Origin of the sequence: Paraferrimonas sedimenticola (assembly GCF_002282855.1) — a bacterium.
Lineage (GTDB): Bacteria > Pseudomonadota > Gammaproteobacteria > Enterobacterales > Shewanellaceae > Paraferrimonas > Paraferrimonas sedimenticola.
Genome location: NZ_NRIR01000005.1, coordinates 168864 through 191097, shown reverse-complemented (window position 1 = coordinate 191097; position 22234 = coordinate 168864). Strand labels below are relative to the sequence as shown.

Here is a 22234-nt window from a genome sequence, read left to right as displayed (position 1 = left end):
ACTCAATTGGAGTTTGGCTTAGAAGACGTAGCGTACGCCCACTTTTAGCTGCCAAGTCGACTTGTTCAAGTCGTAAGTATTCCAGTTCTGAGTCTCAAGGCCGTCTTGACCATAAGGTACAGAGTAGGTGTAAACGCCTGTTTCTGGATCGTAGTCGTAGTCAACCAACTTCTTCGAACCAAAGCTCTGATACTTCACATGGCCCCAGTCTTTGTTGACCAAATTCAGCACGTTCTTGATGTCGAAGTAAAGAACACCTTTGTGCTCCTTGGTGAAACCAGGAACTTCTTGAGTGAAGCGGAAGTCTAGGCTGTGTACCCAAGGCTGTTCGCTAGTACCTTTTGGAATGATCTGGCCCGCGTACTTGCCAAGACCCAGCTCATTAACCGCAGCCATGAAGTCGTCGTAAGTCAGGCCATAGCCATACTCAACGTTCTTATCATCCGCACCAGTTGGGATGTAAGGCAGGTAGTAGCTTGAACTGTTGAAGCGAGACTGGTCACCCAAGTCGCCATCGCGGTAAGAGCCAAGTACCCAAGTCAAAGGACGACCGCTGCGTGCTTCGTAGAACAGGTTGAAACCAGTGTTGTAGCCGTCAAAGAACTCGCGATCATAGCCCGCGGTCAAGGTGAAACGATGTGGCGTTTCGTAGTTACCTGGACCTAGAGTGGTGCCGTTGCGGTCGTACTGAACTGGAGTGTACTGGAAGTTAGACTCAGCAGTCGACGATGAACCTTGGTTACCTTCTTTGATCTTGTTAAAGGCATAGGTACCGCGAATACGGAAACCGCTATCCCATTCTTTTGAAAGCGCCAAGCTCAAGTTCTGGCTAGAACCATCTTCTAGAGCATTGGTCAGCATTAGATCGTAACGGTCAGTACCTACTTCACCAGTCAGAGGGTCATAAGTTTCGTACACCACGCGACCGGTATCGTCGATGTTCACCACACGGCGAGCTAAGTCTACCCAACGAACGTCGTTTTGACGCTCGATGTATAGTGCTTCACCGCTTAGGCTCCAGTCTTCGCCCATAAAGCCAAGATCCAACGTCGAGTCAAAGCCCAAGCTCATACGCCAATCAGAAGGCATTTTGAAGTTTGGATCGATGGTATTGATGTTACCGTCACCGCCCATTAGCGCATCTTGCGCGCCTTGAGGTGGCTTAGTGAAGTCAGGCAAACCGAACTCTGGCTGCCAGCCACCGTTGTAGGCCAATACGCGCTGACCGTCGTTGGTGAAGCTGTTAGACATCCAAACGTTTGGTGAACCACCGCTGTAGCGACCGATACCGCCTTTGAAGGTTAGGTCATCATTGAAGTAATACTTAAAGCCAACGCGAGGCAAAATCAGGTCTTTGCCATCGAAGGTTGCATTGTTGGCAAAGCCGTAGCGATCAACGAAGTTCTGGTTAACATCTGGTGCAGTCTTTTGACCAATGGTCTCGTAGCGCACACCAAAGTTAACATCCAAGTCTAGCATTGGAGACCAAATGTCTTCGATAAACAAGGCAGTGGTGGTCATGCTCCAGTTGGCACCCACTCGACGCTTGTCACCGGATTCGTGGTTTTGATACTCAAAGTTCTCAACCACGCCATTTTCGAAATCTTCGATTGAGTCAAACGACCAAGTTCCCATAGTGTGGCGACCGTAGACGTTGTACACGTCTAAGTCGTTGTGTTGGAAACCAAATACAATTTCATGATCGCCAACCAAGTAGTTACCCACAAAACGAATTTCTAGGTTTTGGTTGTCCAATTCATTGGCGTGAGTGCTTTCTTCGGTACCGAAAACAATGGTGCCTGTGCCAGTTTTCACCTCAACCTGACCCATATTGTTTGGGGTCACAGGGTTGCGACGAGAGGTCACGTCTTTATAAGCGACTTTGAACTCAGAGGTGAAGTTCTCGTTCCAATCTGAGTACAGGTTGAAGGCGTAGGTCTTGAGAATTTCTTCTTTGTCGTACCAGTTAGTCGACAAGTTCAAGTCACGAGCGTCGTCACTGGTGCCAATGGTCACGTTACCAGTGGTTTGCTGATAGGTCAGCGCTACGCGGTGGTCGTCGTTGACGTTCCAGTCGACTTTGGCAAGAATTTTCTCGTCCTTTTCGACTGGGTTGGCGTTGTAATCACCGATGTTGTTCAAGCCGTAGATACGCTCGGCGATCTCACGAACCTCGTCCAACTGATCTTGGGTGACGTTGCTCTTGTTTGCAAAACCAGAACCATCAGGGCCCCATTCGGCGCTTTTTGGTGCATCGAAGTTCTCGTACGAACCAAAGAAGAACAACTTGTCTTTGATCAGCGGCAAACCTACTGAGCCACCCCAAGTGGTTTCTTCAAATTGCTGCTCTAGCTTGCGTCCGTCATCTGGGTGATAACCGTTACCCGCCAGTTGGTCGCCGGTGAACTCGTAGAACACAGAGCCTTTAACTTCGTTGGTACCCGACTTGGTTACCGCGTTGATTTGCGCGCCGGTAAAGCCACCGTATTTAACAGAGAAAGGCGCAGTGTTAAGAGCCACACTTTCAACCGCTTCAATCGAGATTGGAGAACGCTGAGTTGGATAACCGTTTGAGTTCAAACCAAAGTCATCATTCTGTTGAACACCATCAACCACGAAAGTGTTGAATCTAGGGTTCAGACCAGCAACTGATAGTGAAATACCGTCTTCACCGACTACCGCAAATGGGTTTTGGCGAACCACGTCTTTAAGATCGCGGCTAATGCCTGGGGCATTGGCGATGTCTTTGGCACTGAATTCACTGTTAGAACCGGCGCCTTGAAGTGGAATTCTGCTGCCAACAACGGCAATGCGCTCAATCGCAGTAGCATCGCTCAATTCGCGAGTGAAACGCAGAGTTTCACCCAAGTTTAGGTAGATGTTTTCCGCCATGTCATCTTGGTGACTGTCAGAGTCAACCACGATGGTGTAAGGACCACCAACACGAAGACCACGTGCTACGAAATTACCTTGCTCGTTAACCTTCAGTTCAGTGGTGGTTCCGGTTGGTCCATGAATGATGGTGATTTTGGCGTCGGTTACAGCAACGCCGTCGGTTGAGACAATTTGACCGCGAATGTTGGAAGCTGTTTCGCTGGCAAATGATGGAAGAGCAACACCTAATGCAAGACAGGTAGCTACCGCTAACTGGCTAAGGCGCTTATTTCCCTTAGTCATAGTTCTCTATCCTAACCCTGTAGAAATATTATTGAATTTGTTATTCGCCTGTTACCGACGGTCAACCCCTGTTGCGCTAATTTGGGGTAGCAGTAAAAAGCGCGTGAAATTTAACAGAGCAAAGATTGCGAAACAATGACAGAGATTAAGAAAAGAACACCCTTTTAAAAGGCTTGTTAAGCGCAACTGTAAAGAAGACTATACACTTTCAGGAATACTTCAGTAGCGCAGAGTCACTGGAGTATCCGTCAAGCGCTGTCTTCAGCCTATATATATGATTATTTTTTACACAGCAGATATTTCAACCACTGTCTAGCTTTTGTTCAACCGCACTTTCAATTGTCTTTTCCTACAAGAGAAACCAATCCACAGTTCTGTGAGGCGGTTCAATCTAATAAAAACACTCGAATGAAGAAGGTTTCTTTTTTTTAACACTTGTTACACACGTGTGATCCATTGTAGGCATGTGTTTTATTTGTTAGCTAATAGGTCGATTAATATATCGCCTAACCCTCTTATGCAAATAATCCAACCTGATAGCCAAGATTGCACTAACGCTAATTAATTAATTGGCAATTATCTATTAATAACAGAGGTTTGCGGAGGAACTATTTTTCTCATCAAACTGTCATAACCGTAAACAATTTAGTCAAACCGCCTCGCTTAACCAAAAAACAATAATTCCGATCAATATAGTTAACAAATAGCAAAATAGCTCATTATCTTCTTGTATTTTAAAGACTTTTTTTATCTGTGCTTCTTATGGGATGAAAATCACTTTTTTATTCTTGCCTTAGAAGTGTGACTTATCTAGCCTAGCCTCGTTAATTTAAAGGTGTTTATATAATAAGAAAGTGGGACAGTGTTTTGAAATTGTAGGCTCATAGCGTTTAGCGCGTACTCTATTTTTAGAGTGTTTGTTACCGACTGCTTTTTACGCTTAATTTGATGGCTAAAATATCAACGAATGCCCAACAATTGGCGCAGCATTTTCATTAACACATCTCCAAAGAAACCCTTGTTTATCCTAAGTGATTGCGAAACATCGCTTTTTTTGCAAACCAAGGCACTCTTTTTCTTCCTCTCCTAGCGATTAACCTCACGTAAATCATTAATAAATCAGAACCTTGCCACGCATTCGGTTGGCCAAGGTTTATTAAATGGAAATATCTGCGATGCTAAGAAAAACAGCCGTTGCAATCGCTTTAACTACCTTGTTTTGTGCTAGTTCAGCCAGCGCTGTAACACTTCAAGAGAGTGACAATGGTGATTACCTACGTTTGTATGGCGAAGTTGGAGTTGGCGGACACTTTGGCACCGATCCAAACTACAACTTTAACGAGTTTTACGACACCAAAGGCTACGTAGACGATAGCCGAGCAACCATGGGGATATTGGGACAACGCAGTAACTATATCTACCGTTTGGAATTGGATTATCAGCGCCGCAACTGGCGTGGTGGCGATGGCGAATTTGAATTGGCTATCGACAAAATGTACGTGGGTTATGTATTCAACGATAACCAATGGATACAGCTGGGATTAACCGATACCGCATTCGATAAATACGATCACTATGGTGACCTTACCTTCAACAAAGCCGTTGAAACCGGTGAAGCTGGCGACCAAGAGAACACCATCAAATACGAAGCCGAATTCGATCATTTAGTTTACGGCGTGTCGTATTCCTACGAAGGCAAGCACAAGAGTGGCGAGCCACAAGGCGACATCGTAAACGGTTATGTCGGTTGGATGAGAGACACAGTTTCGCTGGTTGTTGGCCTTGAAGGCCGCGGAGGCTCGCAAGGGCTTTCTAAGTACGGCAAGCAAATGTTGGCAGGCGCAGGCATGCGCTTTGAAGCCACACCCAAACTGACCCTTGGTCTAAACGGTTTCATTGAAGACGAAGATCTCGCCACTCGCAAAAGCGGCGGTGTGTATCTCGCCTATAAAACCTTCCGCAACTTTGGCGTGACCTTTAGCGGTAAATACAGTCTCAACGACTCGTGGGACATCATAGCGTCAGCCAACCATGAGCAATACGCCAGCTGGGACGCAGAGCACCCTGACTACGACTACCGAGAGCTACCTCCTAAATACGGCAAAGAGCGCCGCTGGGCTGGCTTGGGCTTCAAGCACTATCCAGCAGAGGGAATCATTCTGTCGGTTGAAGGACGTGTCGGCGAAGCGCCAGAAATTGCCTACGCCTACGCCCGAATCTTTTTCTAGTCGCATAACCAGCTAACTAACTATCGAGTTTACTATGAAGAAACGTTTTCTCTCAGTGGCAATTGCCAGTATTTTGAGCGCTGGTGTTAATGCCGGCGTTGAAGATCTATTGATCACCGAAATGGTGCAAAAAGATTACGGCGCCGAGTATGGTTCCGTGGAAATCTCCAACACTCACGCCACCGAAGCTTTTACTTTTACCGACGAAACCGCTGTTTACATTCGTGGTAATGGTAAATATCCCAACTTAATGCTGAACGCCGAAGGCCAGCAGTTGTTGACAGGTTTTACGGTCGAACCTGGCGCCTCAATTGTCGTCTTGAACAAAGACGCCAGTGACGAATACAAACAGATCATTACCGACAATGGCGGTGCTTACGTTATTGGTACCGGCCATGAAGCAACTAGCTTTAGCGACTTCTTTTTGAGCGGTAACGACGGTTTTTATATTGAGCATGCCGGCGTGGTTATTGACCGCGTAGGTGATGAGAATGATGGCAGCGTTTGGGCACCCGACACCACCTTACGTCGCCGCTTGGACGCAGAGGGCAACACTCCGGCTCAATCGGCGGACTACGATGCCTCACAATGGGAAGCTATATCTCCTCTGGATATGTCTACCGTCGGCACCGCAAATTTTGCCGAAGCCTATGTGCCCTTTTTCTGTGAAAACCTGACCACCATTAGTCAAATCCAAGGCCCTGGCTCTGAATCGCCATTAAAAGACCAAGACGTTGCGGTCGAGGGTATTGTAACTGCAGTGGTCGAATTGCCTGTTAAAGGCTTCTACATACGTGACATTACGCCAGATGGCGACCCACAAACTTCAGACGGTATATTCGTTAAAAGCGGCAGTGCAGACAGCCATATGGTTGGCCAAACCGTTTGTTTTGGCAGCCAAGTGGCCGAAAGCTATGGTCAAACTCAGCTTGCCACTGAGCGCTGGGAAGTCACCAACAGTGATTTCACTGAAACCGCTGCGACCGACATTCAAGTGCTGGAGTCAGATGGTGGCTCTTTCGCTGCCACTCTTGAGCGCTATGAAGGTATGTTGGTCAACCTGCCACAGGATATTGACCCACTTCGCGAAGGCGACCAAAACATGCGCGTATCGCGCAGCTTTAGCTTCAACTACGACAGCTATCGCAACAACATGACTCTGGCTTATACTCGTCCGAACATGCAGCCTAACCAGCTAAATGTTGCCGGTAGCCCTGAGTCTTTTGCCGCCGCTGCACAAAACGATGACTACCGCTTAGTCATTGAAAGTTCGACTAAAGCGGCCAATGGCGATATTCCTTACTACCCAGATTTCACTGTAGACCCGCATCAAAACTACATTCGTATTGATGACAGTGTCACCGGTATGGAAGGGGTGATCAGCTACAGCTATGGCGACTACGCGCTGACCGTAACCAACACGCTAAAAAGCCATAACTTCACCCACAATCTGCCGAGAACCGACAGCCCGACAATCGACGAAACTGTTGCCGATGATGAGTTCCCAATTCGCATTGCTAGCTTGAACCTGTTCAACTACTTCAACTCGCCGTTTGGTGGTGCTCAGAACCAGTTTGGTCAAAGCCGTGGTGCCGACACTCACGATGAGTTCATTCAGCAGAAAACCAAGTTGGTTGAGGCGATCCGCGCCCTAGACTCAGATGCGGTCGCACTGATGGAAATGGAGAATAATGGCTTCGGTCTAACCGGCGCTATCGCGGATCTAGTTAACGAAGTTAACGTTTACTACAACGACGAGTGGGCGAACAATTACGACAAGCCTTACTCAACCGAGAACCGCTACGTATTCGTGGGCTTCGACCACAACGGCAACGAAATCCTTGATGATCTCGACGCCTTGGGTTCTGACGCGATTGCCACAGGTATTATCTACCGTCCAAGCAAGCTGAGCATCGAGCGCACCCGCGTTATCACCATGCCTCAGCAAAAAGCACCAACCATTGTTAACGACAACAATGAGGTGATTAAAGACGGTCGTGACGAGATCCTTGAAAGTGGTCAAAACTACCACCGCGACGCTCTGGTAACGACTTTCCTAGTTAACCAAACCGGTAAACGCCTGACCCTTGCGGTTAACCACCTCAAATCGAAAGGTTCTACGTGTTGGGAAGACTGGCAAGGCGTTGAGTTTGGTGATGCGACCGTTTGGACCAAAGACGCGCCAGATCCAGACTTCCAAGGTTCTTGTGCCGAGTTCCGTATCTCTGGTGCGGTTGAGTTGGCCGAGCGCATGAAAGAAGTGGTTGGCGACAAAATCATTTTGGGTGACTTGAACGCCTACGCTCAAGAAGATGCCATGCTGGTTTTGACCGACAACCCTCGCAACAAGACCTTAGAAACCGCGAGTCATACCTTTGTTGGACACAAGCCACAATTCAACTCTGATGGTACGCCAGTGACGATTTCCCATAGCTACGGCTATATCAACATCGTCTCTAAAATACTGGCAGAAAAAGGTAAGACACCTTGGAGCTACTCGTACAACGATGAAGTTGGTTCGCTGGACCACATCCTGATCTCACCAAGCCTTGAGAATCGCGTAATCGATGCAGGCGATTGGCACATCAACGCTGCTGAATCCAACTTGTTTGATTACAACATGGAGTACAAGGGCGACTACGACAATCTAGTCAACAAGTTCTACGCCCCGGATCACTTCCGTTCGTCAGACCACGACCCTGCCCTACTGACCTTGAGCTACCTGCCAGGCGAGATGGACGCAGAGCGTCCTATGTACCTGACCAAGCTGGATAAGCTGATGAAAGTGCCATATCAAATCCCTACCACTGTTGAGGTGATTGAGGGTGATGTTGCCAAGATCAAGCTTCGTCAAAGAGACAAGGACCTGAACTTGGATCTGAGCCAATTGGTAGAGCCAAACGTGGTTATCAATCGCGATGGCACCGCTTTGGTTAACTTCGAAGTGTTTGGCGCCCCATCAGCTTACTACTACGCCGACTTCCACCTAGAGCGTGACGGTGTGGTAGTGGCTGGCTCTCAGTCGACAGTTGAGGTTCAGGTGGCTAATCGCGACTCGCTCGTCGCTGAAATGAAGCCTGAAGAACACGATAACACTGGTGGCAGCACCGGCTTTATCAGCCTGTTATCGCTGTTGGGTTTGTCGGCACTTCGTCGCCGTAATCGTAAATAAGTAAGTGACCTAGCGCCTGCCCTTTGATTGGGCAGAGCGCTTCTCATACAAGAATTAAAGATACGACTATGAATAATAAAATCAGTGCGGTTGCCAAGGCAGTAACTCTGCTTCTGGCTACTGGTTCAACGGCTGCGCACGCCGACTTAGTAATTACAGAGTACATGGAGAGCGGTTCTCAAAAAGCCGTAGAAATTTCTAATCTAAGCGGAGCAGATATCGATTTAGATGCGTCCCAATATATTCTTTCCGCATATAACAATGGGGTTACAGGTGATCCTACTGAAACCGAGACCCTAACTGGTACCTTAGCTTCTGGAGAGAGTATTGTTTTCCACAATGGGGATGCCGTTTTTACCTTTGGGACATCAACCAAAGTAGTTAATTTCAATGGCGATGATGCCTTAGTACTTACGAAAGATGGAGAGGTCGTAGACCGCGTAGGTAAATATGGCGAAAGGGTCAAATGGAGCTGGACAGATTCAAGTGGTAATGCCCTCTCAACCGAGGATATGACCTTAAGAAGAGGAGCTGACATTACTCAAGGCGATACCGACAAATCTGCTGATTTTCCGACAAATGTTGACGATTGGGTAGGATTCGAAATTTACACAATTGATGGTTTAGGTTGCCCTGGAATCAATGCTTGTACAAAAGAATCAGGTAGTTTGGTGATTACTGAGTACATTGAAGGTAGCAGCGATAACAAAGCGGTTGAACTTTCAAATGTGGGTGATAGCCCGCTAGATCTCGACGCTGCCGAGTACAAATTGGTTCTCTTTAGCAATGGCGCGACTGAACCAGGTAACACAGAAGTATTGTCAGGAACACTGGCCGCCGGTGAGAGTATTGTATTTCACAACTCAAAAGCTTCGGATGATTTTAAGGTTGGCACTGCGTCAACTGTCACTTGGTTTAATGGCGACGACGCCCTAGTACTTTATAAAGATGATGTTGTTATCGACCGCTTTGGAAAATTGGGTGAAAAACTAGTTTGGACAGATCCAAGCAACCCTGATTTCTCTAGCCAAAATAAAACTCTTCGCCGGAAAAATGGCATCAAGGTTGGAGAGACTGATGCGTCTGCTCCGTTCCCAGGAGATGATAATCAATGGGTAGCCTTTGAAATTAACACTTACGACGGCCTAGGTTGCTCTGGCGAAGACGCTTGCCCTGAAATACCAGTGTGCGAAAACTGCCCAGCGTTGGACCCAATTGCTGACCCAGACGCCTTCAATCGCGAAGAATACTACTCTGACGTGATTAACGGCGAGTTTGAAACCGCAGAAGCCATGAAGGATGCGATTTCAGCAGTAATTGCCAGCGGCCACAAGAAATTGTCTTACAGCGAAGTTTGGACGGTTATCACAAAGTCTGACGAAGACCCAGCTGACAGCATGAACGTCATCGAGCTATACACGGGTAACTCGATTGCCAAAAACAGCAACGCCGGTCGCGGCGGCAGCTGGAACCGCGAACACGTTTGGGCCAAAAGTCACGGCTTCCCTAATGAATCGCAACTAGGTTATACCGATGCCCACCACTTGCGTGCGGCTGATGGTACAGTTAACTCAATCCGTAGCAACTACGATTTCGACATTTGCAGCGATACCGGCGAAGAGGTGAGTAGCGCGCCTGGTAATTTCCGAGATACCGACAAACGCTGTTTCGAGCCTCGTGACTCGGTTAAAGGCGATGTGGCCCGTATGATTCTGTATATGGACACTCGTTACCAAGGTAACGACAGCAACATGCCAGATCTTGTCGCGGTTGATCGCATTACCACCGCTGAAGAGATTTCGGCCAACGAACCGCTACACGGTAAGCTTTGTACCATGTACAACTGGCACCAGCAGGATCCTGTTGACGCTGCGGACATCCAACGCAACAACGCCGTTTACACCTATCAAGGCAACCGCAACCCGTACATTGATAATCCTGAGTGGGTAAAAGAAATTTACGGCGTAGCGTGCGGCGACGTTGAACCAACGCTAGAAGTTGATTTTGTTATCGAGATCCCTGAGCAGGTGTTCGAAGGTGACTCATTCGCCATTGATGCCTCTCAAACTGCTGCCAAGGAAGGTGTTGAACTTAGCTTCCGTTGGGAACAGTTAGCCGGTCCAGAACTGAGCTTTGAGGAGAGCAGCTCAGTATTGAACCTAGTCGCTCCGGAAGTTGATTCCGACACTCAGGTGCAATTTAAGCTAACCGTCAGCGATGGCAGCTTGGAAACTAGCCAATTGGTTGATTTCACCATTGCCAACATCCCGCTGACTTTGGACGTGTCTTTCAGTGGCACCACCGAACTCAACGAAGGTGAGAGCACTGTCATTACCGCGTCTATCGCTGATGAGCCTGAAGGATTAACTTATGCTTGGAAGCAGGTATCTGGCGCAAGCGCTGAATTCTCAGCGGATGGTTTGGTGCTGAACGTGACCGCTCCTGACGTGTCTGTCGACCAAGCGCTTGTGTTCGAGTTGAGCATCAGCGATGGTGTTGAGACCGTGACTTCAGCGGTTAGCATTAACGTTAAAAATGCCGTCGAAACTGGCTGGACTAAACCGAAGGCTGCGGGCAGCTTAGGTTTAGGCTTATTGATGCTACTGCCTTTGGCTTGGCGTCGTCGCTAATCCGATATAGCTAAACAGAAAAATCCAGCGTCGCAAATGGCGAATCCAAAAACAAGTTTTGCGGATTCGAGAATTTGAGGCGTTGGATTTTTTGTTGTTTGTGGCCGCTCAAAATAGGTCACGAAATCTAGCGCTGTTTAATCCTCTCTCCTCGCCCTAAATACTGTTCCCTATGGGCGCGACTTGAACCCGACCTCAAAAACAAGGCTATAATGGTAATCTTTTTAAAACCCTAGGTATTTCCATGAAACACCTGAAGATTTTCATTTTGCTCGGCACTTTGTTTTTCCATGCCAATGGCTTTAGTTGGGGCCAAGACGGTCACCGTATCGTCGCCGAAATCGCCGAAAGCCAACTCAACGACAAGGCCCGTGATGCTATCAGTGAGATTGTTGGGCGACAAAAACTCGCAATATTATCTACCTGGCCCGACGAAATTCGCTCGGACAAGGCCTATGACTACACCCACCCATGGCACTATGTGTCACTCAACGATGATGAGTCGATTTACACCTTAGAGAATCGCAATCCCAAAGGCGATATTCTCGAGGCGCTATACCGCTTTGAAAAGCAGCTCAAAGACCCCGAACTAACCCAAGAACAACAATGGCAAGCGCTGGCTTTTTACATCCATTTTGTCGGTGACATTCACCAGCCACTGCACGTGGGTAACCGCTATGACCGCGGCGCTAATGACGTCAAAGTGAAATGGTTTGGCGAGGACTCGAATCTTCACCGAGTGTGGGATTCACAGCTGATCGACTACTACGGATTGAGCTACACCGAGTACGTCAGCTTTATCGATATCGCGCCTGAGAGCACCATTGCCGAGTGGGTAAAGGCCAGCTACGAGGACTGGGCAAACGAGTCGAAAACCATGCGAAGCCAAGCCTACAAGCTTGAGCAAAACCAGAAAGGCGAAACCGATATGGGCTATAAGTACGCCTATTGGAATCGCAAAGACATGGAGTTGCGCTTAGTGCAAGCGGGACACCGTTTAGGCGCCAAGCTCAACGAAATTTTCGGTCAGTAAATACAAAGCGCCAGTGTCCGCTGGCGCTTATTAAGCCTCTTTACCAGCAATCCAGCTGCGCTTTACCTGCAAGTCATCATCGATAAGCAAAAGGTCCGCATCGGCGCCAGGTTGCAAGTGCCCTTTTGACTCACTAAGTCCCAGCAAACTCGCCGGTGTGCGGCTGGCCATTTGTAGTGCATGCGCTAACGCACACCCCATGTGATCAACGCAATTGCGAACTGCACTAGCCATATCCAGCACACAACCGGCCAGCTCACCGCTTTGGGCGTTCAACCTGTCCCCTTGACGCAATATAGTTCGCCCCTGCAGATCAAAAGATTCGATGTCGGTTCCCACTGGCGACATGGCGTCAGTCACCAACATCAGCCCATCGACACCTTTAAGACGATAGGCTAGCTGCAAAGCGCGATAATCAACATGATGACCATCGACGATGATGCCAGCTATCAGCTCGTTAGTGAGTAAGCTTGCCCCAACCACACCCGGCTCTCTGGAACCAAAGGCCGACATAGCGTTGAATAGGTGAGTGGAGGCTTTGGCGCCCGCTTCAATGGCTTTAATCGCTGTATCGCAGTCCGCATTGGTGTGACCTAGGCTTACCACCACACCCGCCGCCACCAGCTCTTTGATTTGACTGACCGGCACCACTTCAGGCGCCAGGGTTACTATGACTTGGCCTAGATCATCCCGACAAAACTGAGCCATTTCGGCGTCGGACATGGGCCGCAATACATCGGCTCTATGCACGCCGCGCTTAGCCACGGCCAAATGCGGGCCCTCAAAGTGCATACCGACAATACCAGCCACTTGTGAATCGATGGCTTCAGCCACCGCGTCGGCACCGGCGCACAAGGTGTCGTACCTATCGCTAATCAGAGTCGGTGTCATGGCTGTGGTGCCAAAGCGCCGATGTGCAGCCATCATGACTTTTAAACTGTCGACGGATGGCGCTTGGTTAAACAAGACTCCACCACCGCCGTTGACCTGAGTGTCGATAAACCCAGGCACCAAAGCCCCAGACATTCGCTCAATCGCCACACCCTCAACGCGGGAAAGCGACACCACGCCACTGTCATCAAAGAAGATAGGGGTCTCTTCGAGCCAGCGCTCGCCGTTGAACACTCGGTCGGCCAATAAACCAATCATACTCATAGGGTTTGGGTTACCTTTTTAAGGCCAACCGGCGCATCAGGGTCAATACCACGCGCCAATGCCACTTGCTCCACATCCAAATAAAAGCGCTGCAACACTAATAGCGGAGCGATCCTAGGGTGCACGACAATACTGCCTTGATGCAGCTGTACTAACTGGCCACCGCGGCGTTTAAGCTCCTCGATTTGCTCTTGGTGAGACGAGTGCGCCTCATCTCTTACACTGACGTCTAACAGGTGCAGCGACTGTTCAAGTAAAGTCACCGGCCCGTGCAAAAACTCGGCGCTCGAGAAAGCTTCGGCGTGGATCCCGCAGACCTCTTTGAGCTTGAGTGCTATTTCTTTGGTAATGGCGTAGCCTAGCCCGCGTCCTAGCACGACTAGATTAGCAACCCCCTCCACCGACTCCGGCGTTAGTTGAGGCGCTAGCTGCTGGGCCGAATGCAGAGCCTGCGGCAGTGACTCCAACGCTTGGATCAGTTGCTGGTCTTGTTGCCAGTGCGCCACCAACTGCAGCAAAGCTGATAAGGTGGCCAAGTAACTCTTAGTCGCCGCGACTGCTCGCTCTTCACCGACTTTAAGCGGCACCAAGCAATCGACAATATCGGCAATGGGCGCGCTTTCATCGTTAACCAGCGCTATGCACAGAGCACCGGCATCCTTGGCCATTTGCGCTTGAGCTAGAATGTCTGGACTGCGTCCCGACTGACTAATCAACAGCACCAAAGTGCCTTGTAGCTGCAAGCGTTTGCCGTAAACGCTGGCTACCGAAGGGGCCGCCGCAAAAGTGGGAATTCCTGCCTCAATTTCAAACAAGTACTTAGCGAACACCCCGGCGTGATCCGATGAACCGCGGCCAATGATCATCACGCTATGGGGAGCATACTCTCGAATACGCTCAGCTAACTGACTAACCAATGCGGTATTTTGCTGCAGCTGTTGAGCTATTTTATTCGGTGATGACAGTGCTTCTGTCTGCATTACTGTGGTCATGAGGCCATCCCTTGGAACATTTGGTGTTGTGATTGGGCGTACAATAACGCGCCCAACTGGGGTTCCCCTCTGGCGGGAACCAATCGTTGTTTGGCCGATGCGCTTAGCCAAGCTTGATAGCGGCGAGCGAGCCCGCCCAAAATCGAGACTGGCAGCTGTGGCTCGCTGTGAGCAGATAGCTGCTCGATGAGTTGGTTTAGGTATACCGCACCCTCTGTGATGATCTCGATGGCAACAGGGTCTTTCGCCTCGGCGCAGTCAAAGACTAAGTTGGCCAATTTGGCGTACTCGCTGGAGGGCTGTTTGGCTAAACACTCCACTAGTGCAAGGTCGTTGCTCACATCAAAGTGCAGCAACAACGCCTCAGCAAGCTTGGGTGCTGACCCTACCCCGTCAAAATGAAGCAGTACCCGCTTAAATGCTTCCATACCTATCCAGGCGCCGCTGCCTTTGTCACCGTAGGGAAACCCATGACCACCCAGTCGATGACTTTGCTGGCCGACCAGGGCATAGCCACAAGAGCCAGTGCCACATATCACGATCGCGCCATCCTTTTGTTGATGCGCGCCCAAACAAGCGATGTGCAAATCTGTAGTCAAATAGAAATGAGCAAACGGATGCTCCCAAGCTTCCACCTCGGCATACAAGCTCGGCAGATTCACACCGGCTAAACCCGCGCCAACCACAAGATCGCTAAGTTGATACTGACTGAGGCCAGAATTGGCCAACGCTTGCGAGGTGGCGCTAACAATTGATTCCAACGTCCGTTCTAGTCCGTGCAGCGGATTGGCTGGACCGGTTATCGCGCTAGCCAGCAGTGTTCCATTAACGTCATACAAGCTTGCACAGCACTTGGTGCCGCCACCATCAATCCCTACATATAAGGGCGTGTTTTTGCACTGACTAGAGTCCATCTTTCCCTCGAACGTTCAAGCTTTTCACGCAAGCTCTAATTAACAAACTGACAACGAGTGTAACCCAGTCAAACTCAAAATGACAGCGTTGTCATTTGGTTTATTATCAGAAAATTCAATGCGCCCAAAGTGATCGACTTAGTCCCTACCAACGTTGAGACTTTTTGAAACCCTTTTGTTACATTCTTGTGTTAACATCGCCACATCGAACGAACTGAATTTGGATAAGGAAGTTGTTATGGTTCAACGCTCACTAATCGCCTTCGCAGTATTATCCGCACTAGTTGCAACCCCGGCTCTGGCCGAAAAAGACGAAAAAAGAAAACCGCCACCGCTAGCTGAAGAGCCAGGTTGGGACTTCACCATTAACTTAAATGCCGGTGTCGGTCGTTCCACTTCTCAGTTCAATCCAGAAAATGAAAACGCCGTTACCAAAGATTTAAACAACTCAGGAACCACGACCACCAAAGGTGTAGTGTTTCCACTGTTGCGCGCCGCCTACACTCAGCAAGATTTAAAAACTCAGTGGTTTCTAGGTAACAGCTTAGATAACGTCAGCCGTGGTGAATTTCAATTGGAAGCCGGCGTGACTCGCGAATTCGACTCAGGCACCCGCGCCACCTTCGCTTTATTCCCTGACCTGCCCTTCTTTGGTGAAACTTGGGCCGACCCCTATTTGATTGATGAGGCGCGTGAAAAAACCGATGTGAAAAACCAGGGTGGTCGTATCGCGTTGGACTTTATTTGGGGCTTGCCAATTAACCTCAAATACGGTTTTGCTAACACTGAGGTGAAAAAAGAAATCAGTGGCCAGAGCCAAGGGATCACTCGATCGCAGCAAGACCTGCTGGTGCGCGACGGTAATTTTCACCGTGTGACTTTAGAAGGCTTTGTCCCTTTGAGTAAAAACCTAAGACTCACCCCGAGCTTGTTCTACACTCGCGGCGATCTCAAAGGTAAGGCGATGGCCAGCAAAGAATTCGGTGGCCGCTTTGCCATGAACTACAATCGCAATCGACACTTTTTAACCGCCAACATCAGCTATAGCCAAACCAGCTACGACGCCAGCAACCCAGTGTTCATGCAAGAACAAAAGGACAAGAAGCTGGGCGTGTTTGCGCTGTACGCTTACAAAGAGCCCTTTGGCTGGAAAGACTTTAGTATGAATTTGATTGTGGCATGGTCGGATACGCGCTCGAACATAGTGTTCTATGAGAGCGATGTGTTTGCAGGTGCGGTGGGTCTGACTTACCGCTTTTAGCGGCAAGTCAGATACTTGAATTAAGCTTCAGCAGCCTCAGTTTGTGGGGCTTCTGCAGGCTTTAATTCAGCGCGCTTAGTGGCAACGCGGTGGATTTGGTGCAATGACGACAAGTGGGCGTAAATTGGACCTAGCAAGCCGCGCTTGTTCAAGTCTTCCACTTTCTTAGCCGGCAAATCCATCAGCTTCTTCTCGTTGACCATGTGCAAGCCGTTAATAGTCACTTTTTCACCGTTAAGCTCTAGGTTTAGCGACTGAGCTTCAAACAAGTCCAACTCTTGAATTGTCTTGGTGAACGCACGAGTAACATTAGCCATTTCAAACTGCTGCAGCATAGCGTCTTTGCGACGTTCTAATAGCTCAGTGGCTTCGCCTTTATCGTCAAACAAAGGCTGACCTTCTTCTTCAGACAACAAGTCACTGCCTTGCAAAATAGCAACCATTAGCTCGTCTTCGTTTTGAGACGATGGCACCAATGCAAATGGGTGATGAGTGACAGATGCTGGGATGTACAAACCGGTCCAGCGTTGGCCATCGGTGTACAGGTTCTCGCCAGGCTTAAGGCCTAGGATAACCACAGGTTGCAGCTCTTCTTCGTTGCGCTTAACAAACACAATTGGAAATTCGCTGGAGGCACGGGAAAATTCTTGTACTAAAACAGGCGCGATGTGCTCGTCTTTTACGTGTTTAAAACCAGGGTTTGGTAGAAGTTTGGTTTTGGCATGCTGTTGCTTTGTCAGCGGCACTAATTCCAAGGCCATTGGGAAAGACTCCGTTGTTATTATTTAATGGTCGCACACGATAGTAGCGACTTTTGTTCCAATAAAAAAGCCGCGGGAGATACCCGCGGCAAACAGAGAGACCTAAGTCTAGATTAGAAGCGCAAGTTGGCGCCTAGCACAAAACGGCGTCCGTTTTGGTAGATGGACAACAAACGATCTTTGTCTGTGTCGTATTCCACAATTTTTTGGTCGGTCAAATTGGTGGCTTCCAACACGATACTCAGGTAGTCGGTAACTTGATAGGACGAGCTGAAGTCCAGCTGACCATAAGAGTCATTCCACACCTCAGCACCTGTCCAGTTGACTCCCTTGTACCACTCGGTGCGATAGTTATACATCAAACGCGCGCCAAGGATGTCGTTGTCGAAGAAGACTTGAGCGTTGGCCATGTGCTTAGAGGTACCTTCGACCAAGCCACTACCAGGTGCGTTTTCGACACGCTGCTGGTCGTTTTTGGCGTCGGTGTAGGTGTAGTTGGCCAACCAACCAAAGCTGCCAATGGTGTGCTGATAACCCAGCTCAAGACCATTGGTTTGGCCGCCCTTTCCATTTTCAGGAATGGTAATAGTCACATCCACCGGACGGTCGTTCTCTTGGTCGTAGAATTCTTGAACTCGAGTACCCGAGCTGCGATAGCTCTCAATATCTTTAAAGAAGTAAGTCGCTGAAAGCACTGACTCTTCGTTAAAGTACCACTCGTAGGTCAAATCCAACTGATTCGCGATTTGCGGTTTTAGATTTGGGTTACCGCCAATCCCAGTCGGAAAATCAACGTTTAGCGCGCCAGGGGCAACAATTGGCGCCAAATCCGAGTAGTTCGGACGTGCCATTACGCGGGCAATCGCGATACGGGCCAACTGGTCTTCGGTGACGTTGTAGGCAAAGTTAAAGCTAGGCAATACTTCGGTGTAGCTGCGCTTTTGGGTCACCCAATCCAGGCTTGATGGCGTCAACCATTCGCGATCTACGGTCAACAAGCCCCAAGAGTCATTGGAGAACTCATAACTTGACGCGGTTTGGTCGGTTTTTACCACCCGCACACCGAAGTTACCGCGATAGCTATCGCTGGCGAAGTTGGCCTGAGCGTATCCCGCTAGGATTTTCTCATTAATTTCCCAGATCTCACCTAGCACATCGGATACAGCGTAATCCGCTTGTGGGCCAAAGCCCAGCTCCCAGAAAGCACCTTTATTACCGCGCAACTGTTCGACTACGTTGCCGCTAACCACATTGCCTGCCACCGAGTGAACACCGTCGCTCTGGCCGCAATCGGCAAGGGTTGGGCACTGAGCGAAAATTTCGTTCATATAATCGGACATTGGGTCGCCAGTCATTGACGTACCTGGGCCGTGCCAGCTGTAGGCTTGACGACCTTGAGTGCGGTCGTGGTCACGATACTTGATACCCACATCAATTGAGGTAAATACAGAGGCATCAACTGGGAAGTTAAAGTCCAGCTGACCGTACTTCTCTTCGTCTGTGGTTGGTTTGTTACCACCCCAGGTCCAGTTTTGCGCCCACAGGGTACCGTCGGTTGGATCCACGTTGATATTTACGCTTGGCTTGCCGCGCAGGTCAAAGGAATAACCAGTATCCGCCGAATCAACATCAAGTTTGTTGGGGTTCGGCACGAAACTCCAAGAAGTCTCGTTGTAGGTGCCGCCTTTGGCTTTGGTGTAACCCACTTGAGCGTGGGCGCTAAAGCTGTCACCCGTGAAATTGATGTCTAAATCGTAGGCTGCGGTCTCGGTGCGCGATTCGCGGTTGATGAAATCCCACTCGTAGGAGCCGGCTGATGCAACCTCACCAGCGACAATATTGCCGTCGCCATCTTCAACCGTATTAACCAATTGATCCAAATTGTTTTGCGGACGGATCAGCAAGTTGACGTTGGCGTTGTCTGAATCCATTTTTGAATTCAGGACATTGAAAGTGAAATCCCACTCGTTGCTTGGTGCGAATTGAACACTTCCGAATAAGGTGGTGCGCTTGCGCTCTTGCATGAAGAGTGGGTTACCAATATCCCGTGGTGCGCGCTTGCCCATATCATCTTTAGGCGTCCAACCCAGTACTTCGATGCCTTCGCGTTGTACGAAGCGCTCCTGACGGTGGGCGCTAAGTAACACACCGAAGTTTTCGTCATCGTTTTTCCACGAGTAAAGGCCATCGAGAATTGGGTCGGTCTTTTTAGAAACGTCAGAGTAGACACCCTTCACACCAAAGTTAAAGGTGTTGGCATCCAGCTCTAGTGGTCGGCGAGTTTTCATTGAAACCGTACCACCGATTGAGCCTTCGTCTTGCTTGGCAGTAGGTGATTTACTCACTTCCAAGGCGCGTACCAAACTGGACGGCAACAAGGTGAAATTAAAGCCACGCGAAGGGTTATCTAGAATGAACCAGTCGGCTGTGGCCACGTTTTGGCCATTCAGCAAGGTACGGTTTTGATTCGGACCTGAGCCACGAATAGTAATGCGCTCGCCTTCACCGAATTCACGGCTTACCGACACACCGGTAATACGGCTTAGTGATTCGGCGACGTTCTGGTCGGGGAACTTACCAATGTCTTCTGCGGTAATGGCATCAACCACGTTATCCGCAAATCGTTTGGCGTTTAGGTTGGCTTTCAAAGAAGCGCGGATACCGCGTACTTCAATGGTCTCAATATCTTGTGCGCTGGCTGCCTCGTCGGCGACAGCTGGCATCGCAATACTACCTAGTAGCAGAGCTACATTTGCGGCGATCAGGCTCGGTTTCATGGCTGGTGCTCGCATTAACTTCCCTTCCCTATGAACTGTTGTTTTTATTCCTCATCGACCTTGTTGACCTACAAAATGACAACGCTGTCATGAGTTGAACAAAACATACACAAGTTTTCGATGGTGCGCCACACCTTTTAAAAGTTTTATTTGCATTTCGTTTACATAAAAATTTTGTGAAACCGCTTACAAAAATACGTAAATAATTGTTTTAAATAGATTAAAGCTCAGATAGTCACCATTCTAAATTAGGCTGTTCGAATTTTTGAAATAGTGATCCGTTCCCTATCCACCTAGGTCTAAAACCAACAAATCGCTAAAATTTCGCTCATTTTTTCAACGAATGAAAAATTGCAAACGTATGCAACTTGCGTTTGCCATATCGGCTTTTAATACTGTACGGTTACAGCTCGACACCACTTTAAATAGCTCAGCCAAAGGAAATGCAAAGCGGCTATGAAAGTCACCATTAATGACGTTGCCAAACAAGCCGGCGTCTCAATTAAAACCGTCTCTCGAGTCATCAACCAAGAAGCGGGAGTAAAGCAGGCCACCTATGACAAAGTGATGGCTGCCGTTTCAGAGTTGAACTACCAACCCAATGTAGCGGCGCGCAACCTAGCTAGCTCTAGCGCCTTTGCCATCGGTTTTGTTTACGACAACCCAAACGCTTACTACGTGATTGATATGCAGGTGGGCTTGCTGTCGGTTTGTCAGTCTCAGGGATACGAGTTGGTAATTCATCCTTGTCACTCGTCTGAGCCAGATATTGTCACCAGCATCTGTGAGTGGGTCGATCGCAGTCGCTTAGCCGGTGTGGTGCTTACCCCTCCCCTGTCGGAGCGCGAGGACATGATAAGCGCGCTTGAGGCCAAAGGGGTGAGCTTTGTACGAATTGTGTCAGGCGACGGCGAGTTGGCTAACACAGTTTTCATTAACGACCGTCAAGCAGCAGCGGACATTACTCAGCATTTATTACAACAAGGCCATCAGCGCATTGGTTTTTTAAGTGGTGGCCAGCAACACAAATCCACCACTGAACGTCATCGCGGCTATCTCGACGCATTGGCTAGCGAACAGATCGAAGCTTGTACCGAGCTAGCGATCGACGGTGACTACAGCTTTGAATCTGGGGTTGCCGGTGCCAAAGCACTTCTGGCCCTAGATAATCCGCCAACGGCTATTTTTGCCTGTAACGACGAAATTGCTGCAGGAGCCTTATTTGCCGCGCGATTACAACAAGTGGAAATTCCCAAACAGCTGGCGATTGCAGGCTTTGAGGACAGTCCCTTCTCGCGTCAAACCTGGCCAAAGCTCACCACTGCCCACCAGCCCAATCAGAAAATTGCCCAGCACGCTGCTGAACTATTGCTGGCCAATCGCCGCGCCAAAGCCACGCCAGAACAAACCTGCTTTACCCCGGAACTGGTAGTGCGTGCTAGTTCGTGTGACGGTGCTGAGCCATAGTACCGAATCATAGCTTTGGGCCTTTTACATTCGCTTTGACGCAAAAACACCCAATCAAACAGAACAGGATAAGTTTTTGCAGAAAACGGTTGACCTCAAGGGCTAAAAACCGTTTAATAGCGCCCGTTGTCAACGACAACACCTTGCCCGGATAGCTCAGTCGGTAGAGCAGAGGATTGAAAATCCTCGTGTCGGTGGTTCGATTCCGCCTCCGGGCACCACTTTTGCAGATGTGGTGGAATTGGTAGACACGCTAGCTTCAGGTGCTAGTGCCTTCACGGGCGTGGGAGTTCAAGTCTCCCCATCTGCACCACATCAGAAAAGCCAACCTTCGGGTTGGCTTTTTTCGTTTTGGGACAAGTAGAGATATCTTCATCTAGTTTGCCAAGCTACCACGGGCGTGGCCTCAGAAAAATAGCGAACCCAGACACTTCTTTAGTTTTGCCCTTCTCAAGCCAGAGCACTTACTTTAATTTGTTAACTATTTGTGACAACAACGCGAAGAAAGGCTAGTTTCAGACTCAACATCAGAAGAATTAGAATATTTATTCAGTCCCATTTTATAAGAATTTTGACTAATTTTTTTCCCAACCTGGCTAAAACCTCTTTATTGGAAACCTAAAATACAAAGCGCACAAACGTAACCCCATAAAGATAAAAAGTCTTT

At 48.9% G+C, this 22234-nt stretch carries 12 protein-coding genes and 2 tRNA genes; 8 read left to right on the top strand and 6 right to left on the bottom strand.

The window, feature by feature from the left end:
• Window positions 1-18: 18 nt before the first annotated feature.
• Window positions 19-3177, bottom strand: a complete 3159-nt coding sequence (locus CLC93_RS10430; RefSeq protein ID WP_095505905.1) for a TonB-dependent receptor — start codon at window positions 3175-3177, stop codon at window positions 19-21.
• 1175 nt (window positions 3178-4352) lie between these two features.
• Between CLC93_RS10430 and CLC93_RS10425 the strand changes: the two genes are divergently transcribed.
• From CLC93_RS10425 to CLC93_RS10410, 4 genes are all read left to right on the top strand, one after another.
• Window positions 4353-5405 carry a hypothetical protein gene (locus tag CLC93_RS10425; RefSeq protein ID WP_095505904.1) on the top strand — a complete coding sequence of 351 codons (1053 nt, stop codon included), beginning with the start codon at window positions 4353-4355 and terminating at the stop codon, window positions 5403-5405.
• 34 nt (window positions 5406-5439) lie between these two features.
• A complete protein-coding gene (locus tag CLC93_RS10420) occupies window positions 5440-8577 on the top strand; it encodes an ExeM/NucH family extracellular endonuclease (RefSeq protein WP_095505903.1) in 3138 nt (1045 codons plus the stop codon).
• Window positions 8578-8645: 68 nt separating this feature from the next.
• A complete protein-coding gene (locus tag CLC93_RS10415) occupies window positions 8646-11207 on the top strand; it encodes an endonuclease (protein ID WP_095505902.1) in 2562 nt (853 codons plus the stop codon).
• Between the two features lie 244 nt (window positions 11208-11451).
• Window positions 11452-12240, top strand: a complete 789-nt coding sequence (locus tag CLC93_RS10410) for a S1/P1 nuclease (protein ID WP_095505901.1) — start codon at window positions 11452-11454, stop codon at window positions 12238-12240.
• Between the two features lie 30 nt (window positions 12241-12270).
• On the opposite strand, the gene nagA is transcribed toward CLC93_RS10410, so the two are convergent.
• From nagA to nagK, 3 genes are read right to left on the bottom strand one after another with little or no spacing between them, the layout of a single operon-like run.
• Entirely contained in the window at window positions 12271-13395 is a 1125-nt protein-coding gene (gene nagA, locus CLC93_RS10405) for an N-acetylglucosamine-6-phosphate deacetylase (RefSeq protein ID WP_095505900.1), read from the bottom strand.
• Window positions 13392-14387 (bottom strand): glucosamine-6-phosphate deaminase NagB-II, encoded by a 996-nt coding sequence (gene nagB-II / locus CLC93_RS10400; protein WP_095505899.1) that lies wholly within the window; start codon window positions 14385-14387, stop codon window positions 13392-13394. Before nagB-II ends, nagA begins: the two co-directional genes overlap by 4 nt.
• Complete coding sequence (gene nagK, locus CLC93_RS10395; RefSeq protein WP_095505898.1) at window positions 14384-15301, bottom strand: N-acetylglucosamine kinase; 918 nt, start codon at window positions 15299-15301, stop codon at window positions 14384-14386. The genes nagB-II and nagK overlap by 4 nt, the downstream gene beginning before the upstream one ends.
• A 238-nt stretch (window positions 15302-15539) precedes the next feature.
• Between nagK and CLC93_RS10390 the strand changes: the two genes are divergently transcribed.
• Window positions 15540-16562: a DUF2860 family protein gene (locus tag CLC93_RS10390; RefSeq protein WP_095505897.1), complete on the top strand. Its 1023-nt coding sequence runs from the start codon at window positions 15540-15542 to the stop codon at window positions 16560-16562.
• A gap of 20 nt (window positions 16563-16582) precedes the next feature.
• Here the strand turns inward: CLC93_RS10390 and CLC93_RS10385 are convergent, their stop codons facing one another.
• Together CLC93_RS10385 and CLC93_RS10380 are read right to left on the bottom strand one after the other, a co-directional pair.
• The gene (locus CLC93_RS10385; protein ID WP_095505896.1) at window positions 16583-17323 is read right to left on the bottom strand and encodes a SapC family protein; all 741 of its coding nucleotides are present in this window, start codon (window positions 17321-17323) and stop codon (window positions 16583-16585) included.
• Between the two features lie 113 nt (window positions 17324-17436).
• Window positions 17437-20115, bottom strand: a complete 2679-nt coding sequence (locus CLC93_RS10380; RefSeq protein ID WP_095505895.1) for a TonB-dependent receptor — start codon at window positions 20113-20115, stop codon at window positions 17437-17439.
• Window positions 20116-20556: 441 nt separating this feature from the next.
• On the opposite strand from CLC93_RS10380, the gene CLC93_RS10375 reads away from it, so the two are divergent.
• The 3 genes from CLC93_RS10375 (at window position 20557) to CLC93_RS10365 (ending at window position 21880) form a co-directional block, all read left to right on the top strand.
• Window positions 20557-21567 carry a LacI family DNA-binding transcriptional regulator gene (locus tag CLC93_RS10375; RefSeq protein WP_095505894.1) on the top strand — a complete coding sequence of 337 codons (1011 nt, stop codon included), beginning with the start codon at window positions 20557-20559 and terminating at the stop codon, window positions 21565-21567.
• A 145-nt stretch (window positions 21568-21712) separates the two neighbouring features.
• Window positions 21713-21788: transfer RNA gene (locus tag CLC93_RS10370), tRNA-Phe, on the top strand.
• Window positions 21789-21793: 5 nt separating this feature from the next.
• Window positions 21794-21880 (top strand) — tRNA-Leu (locus CLC93_RS10365).
• Window positions 21881-22234 lie beyond the last annotated feature (354 nt).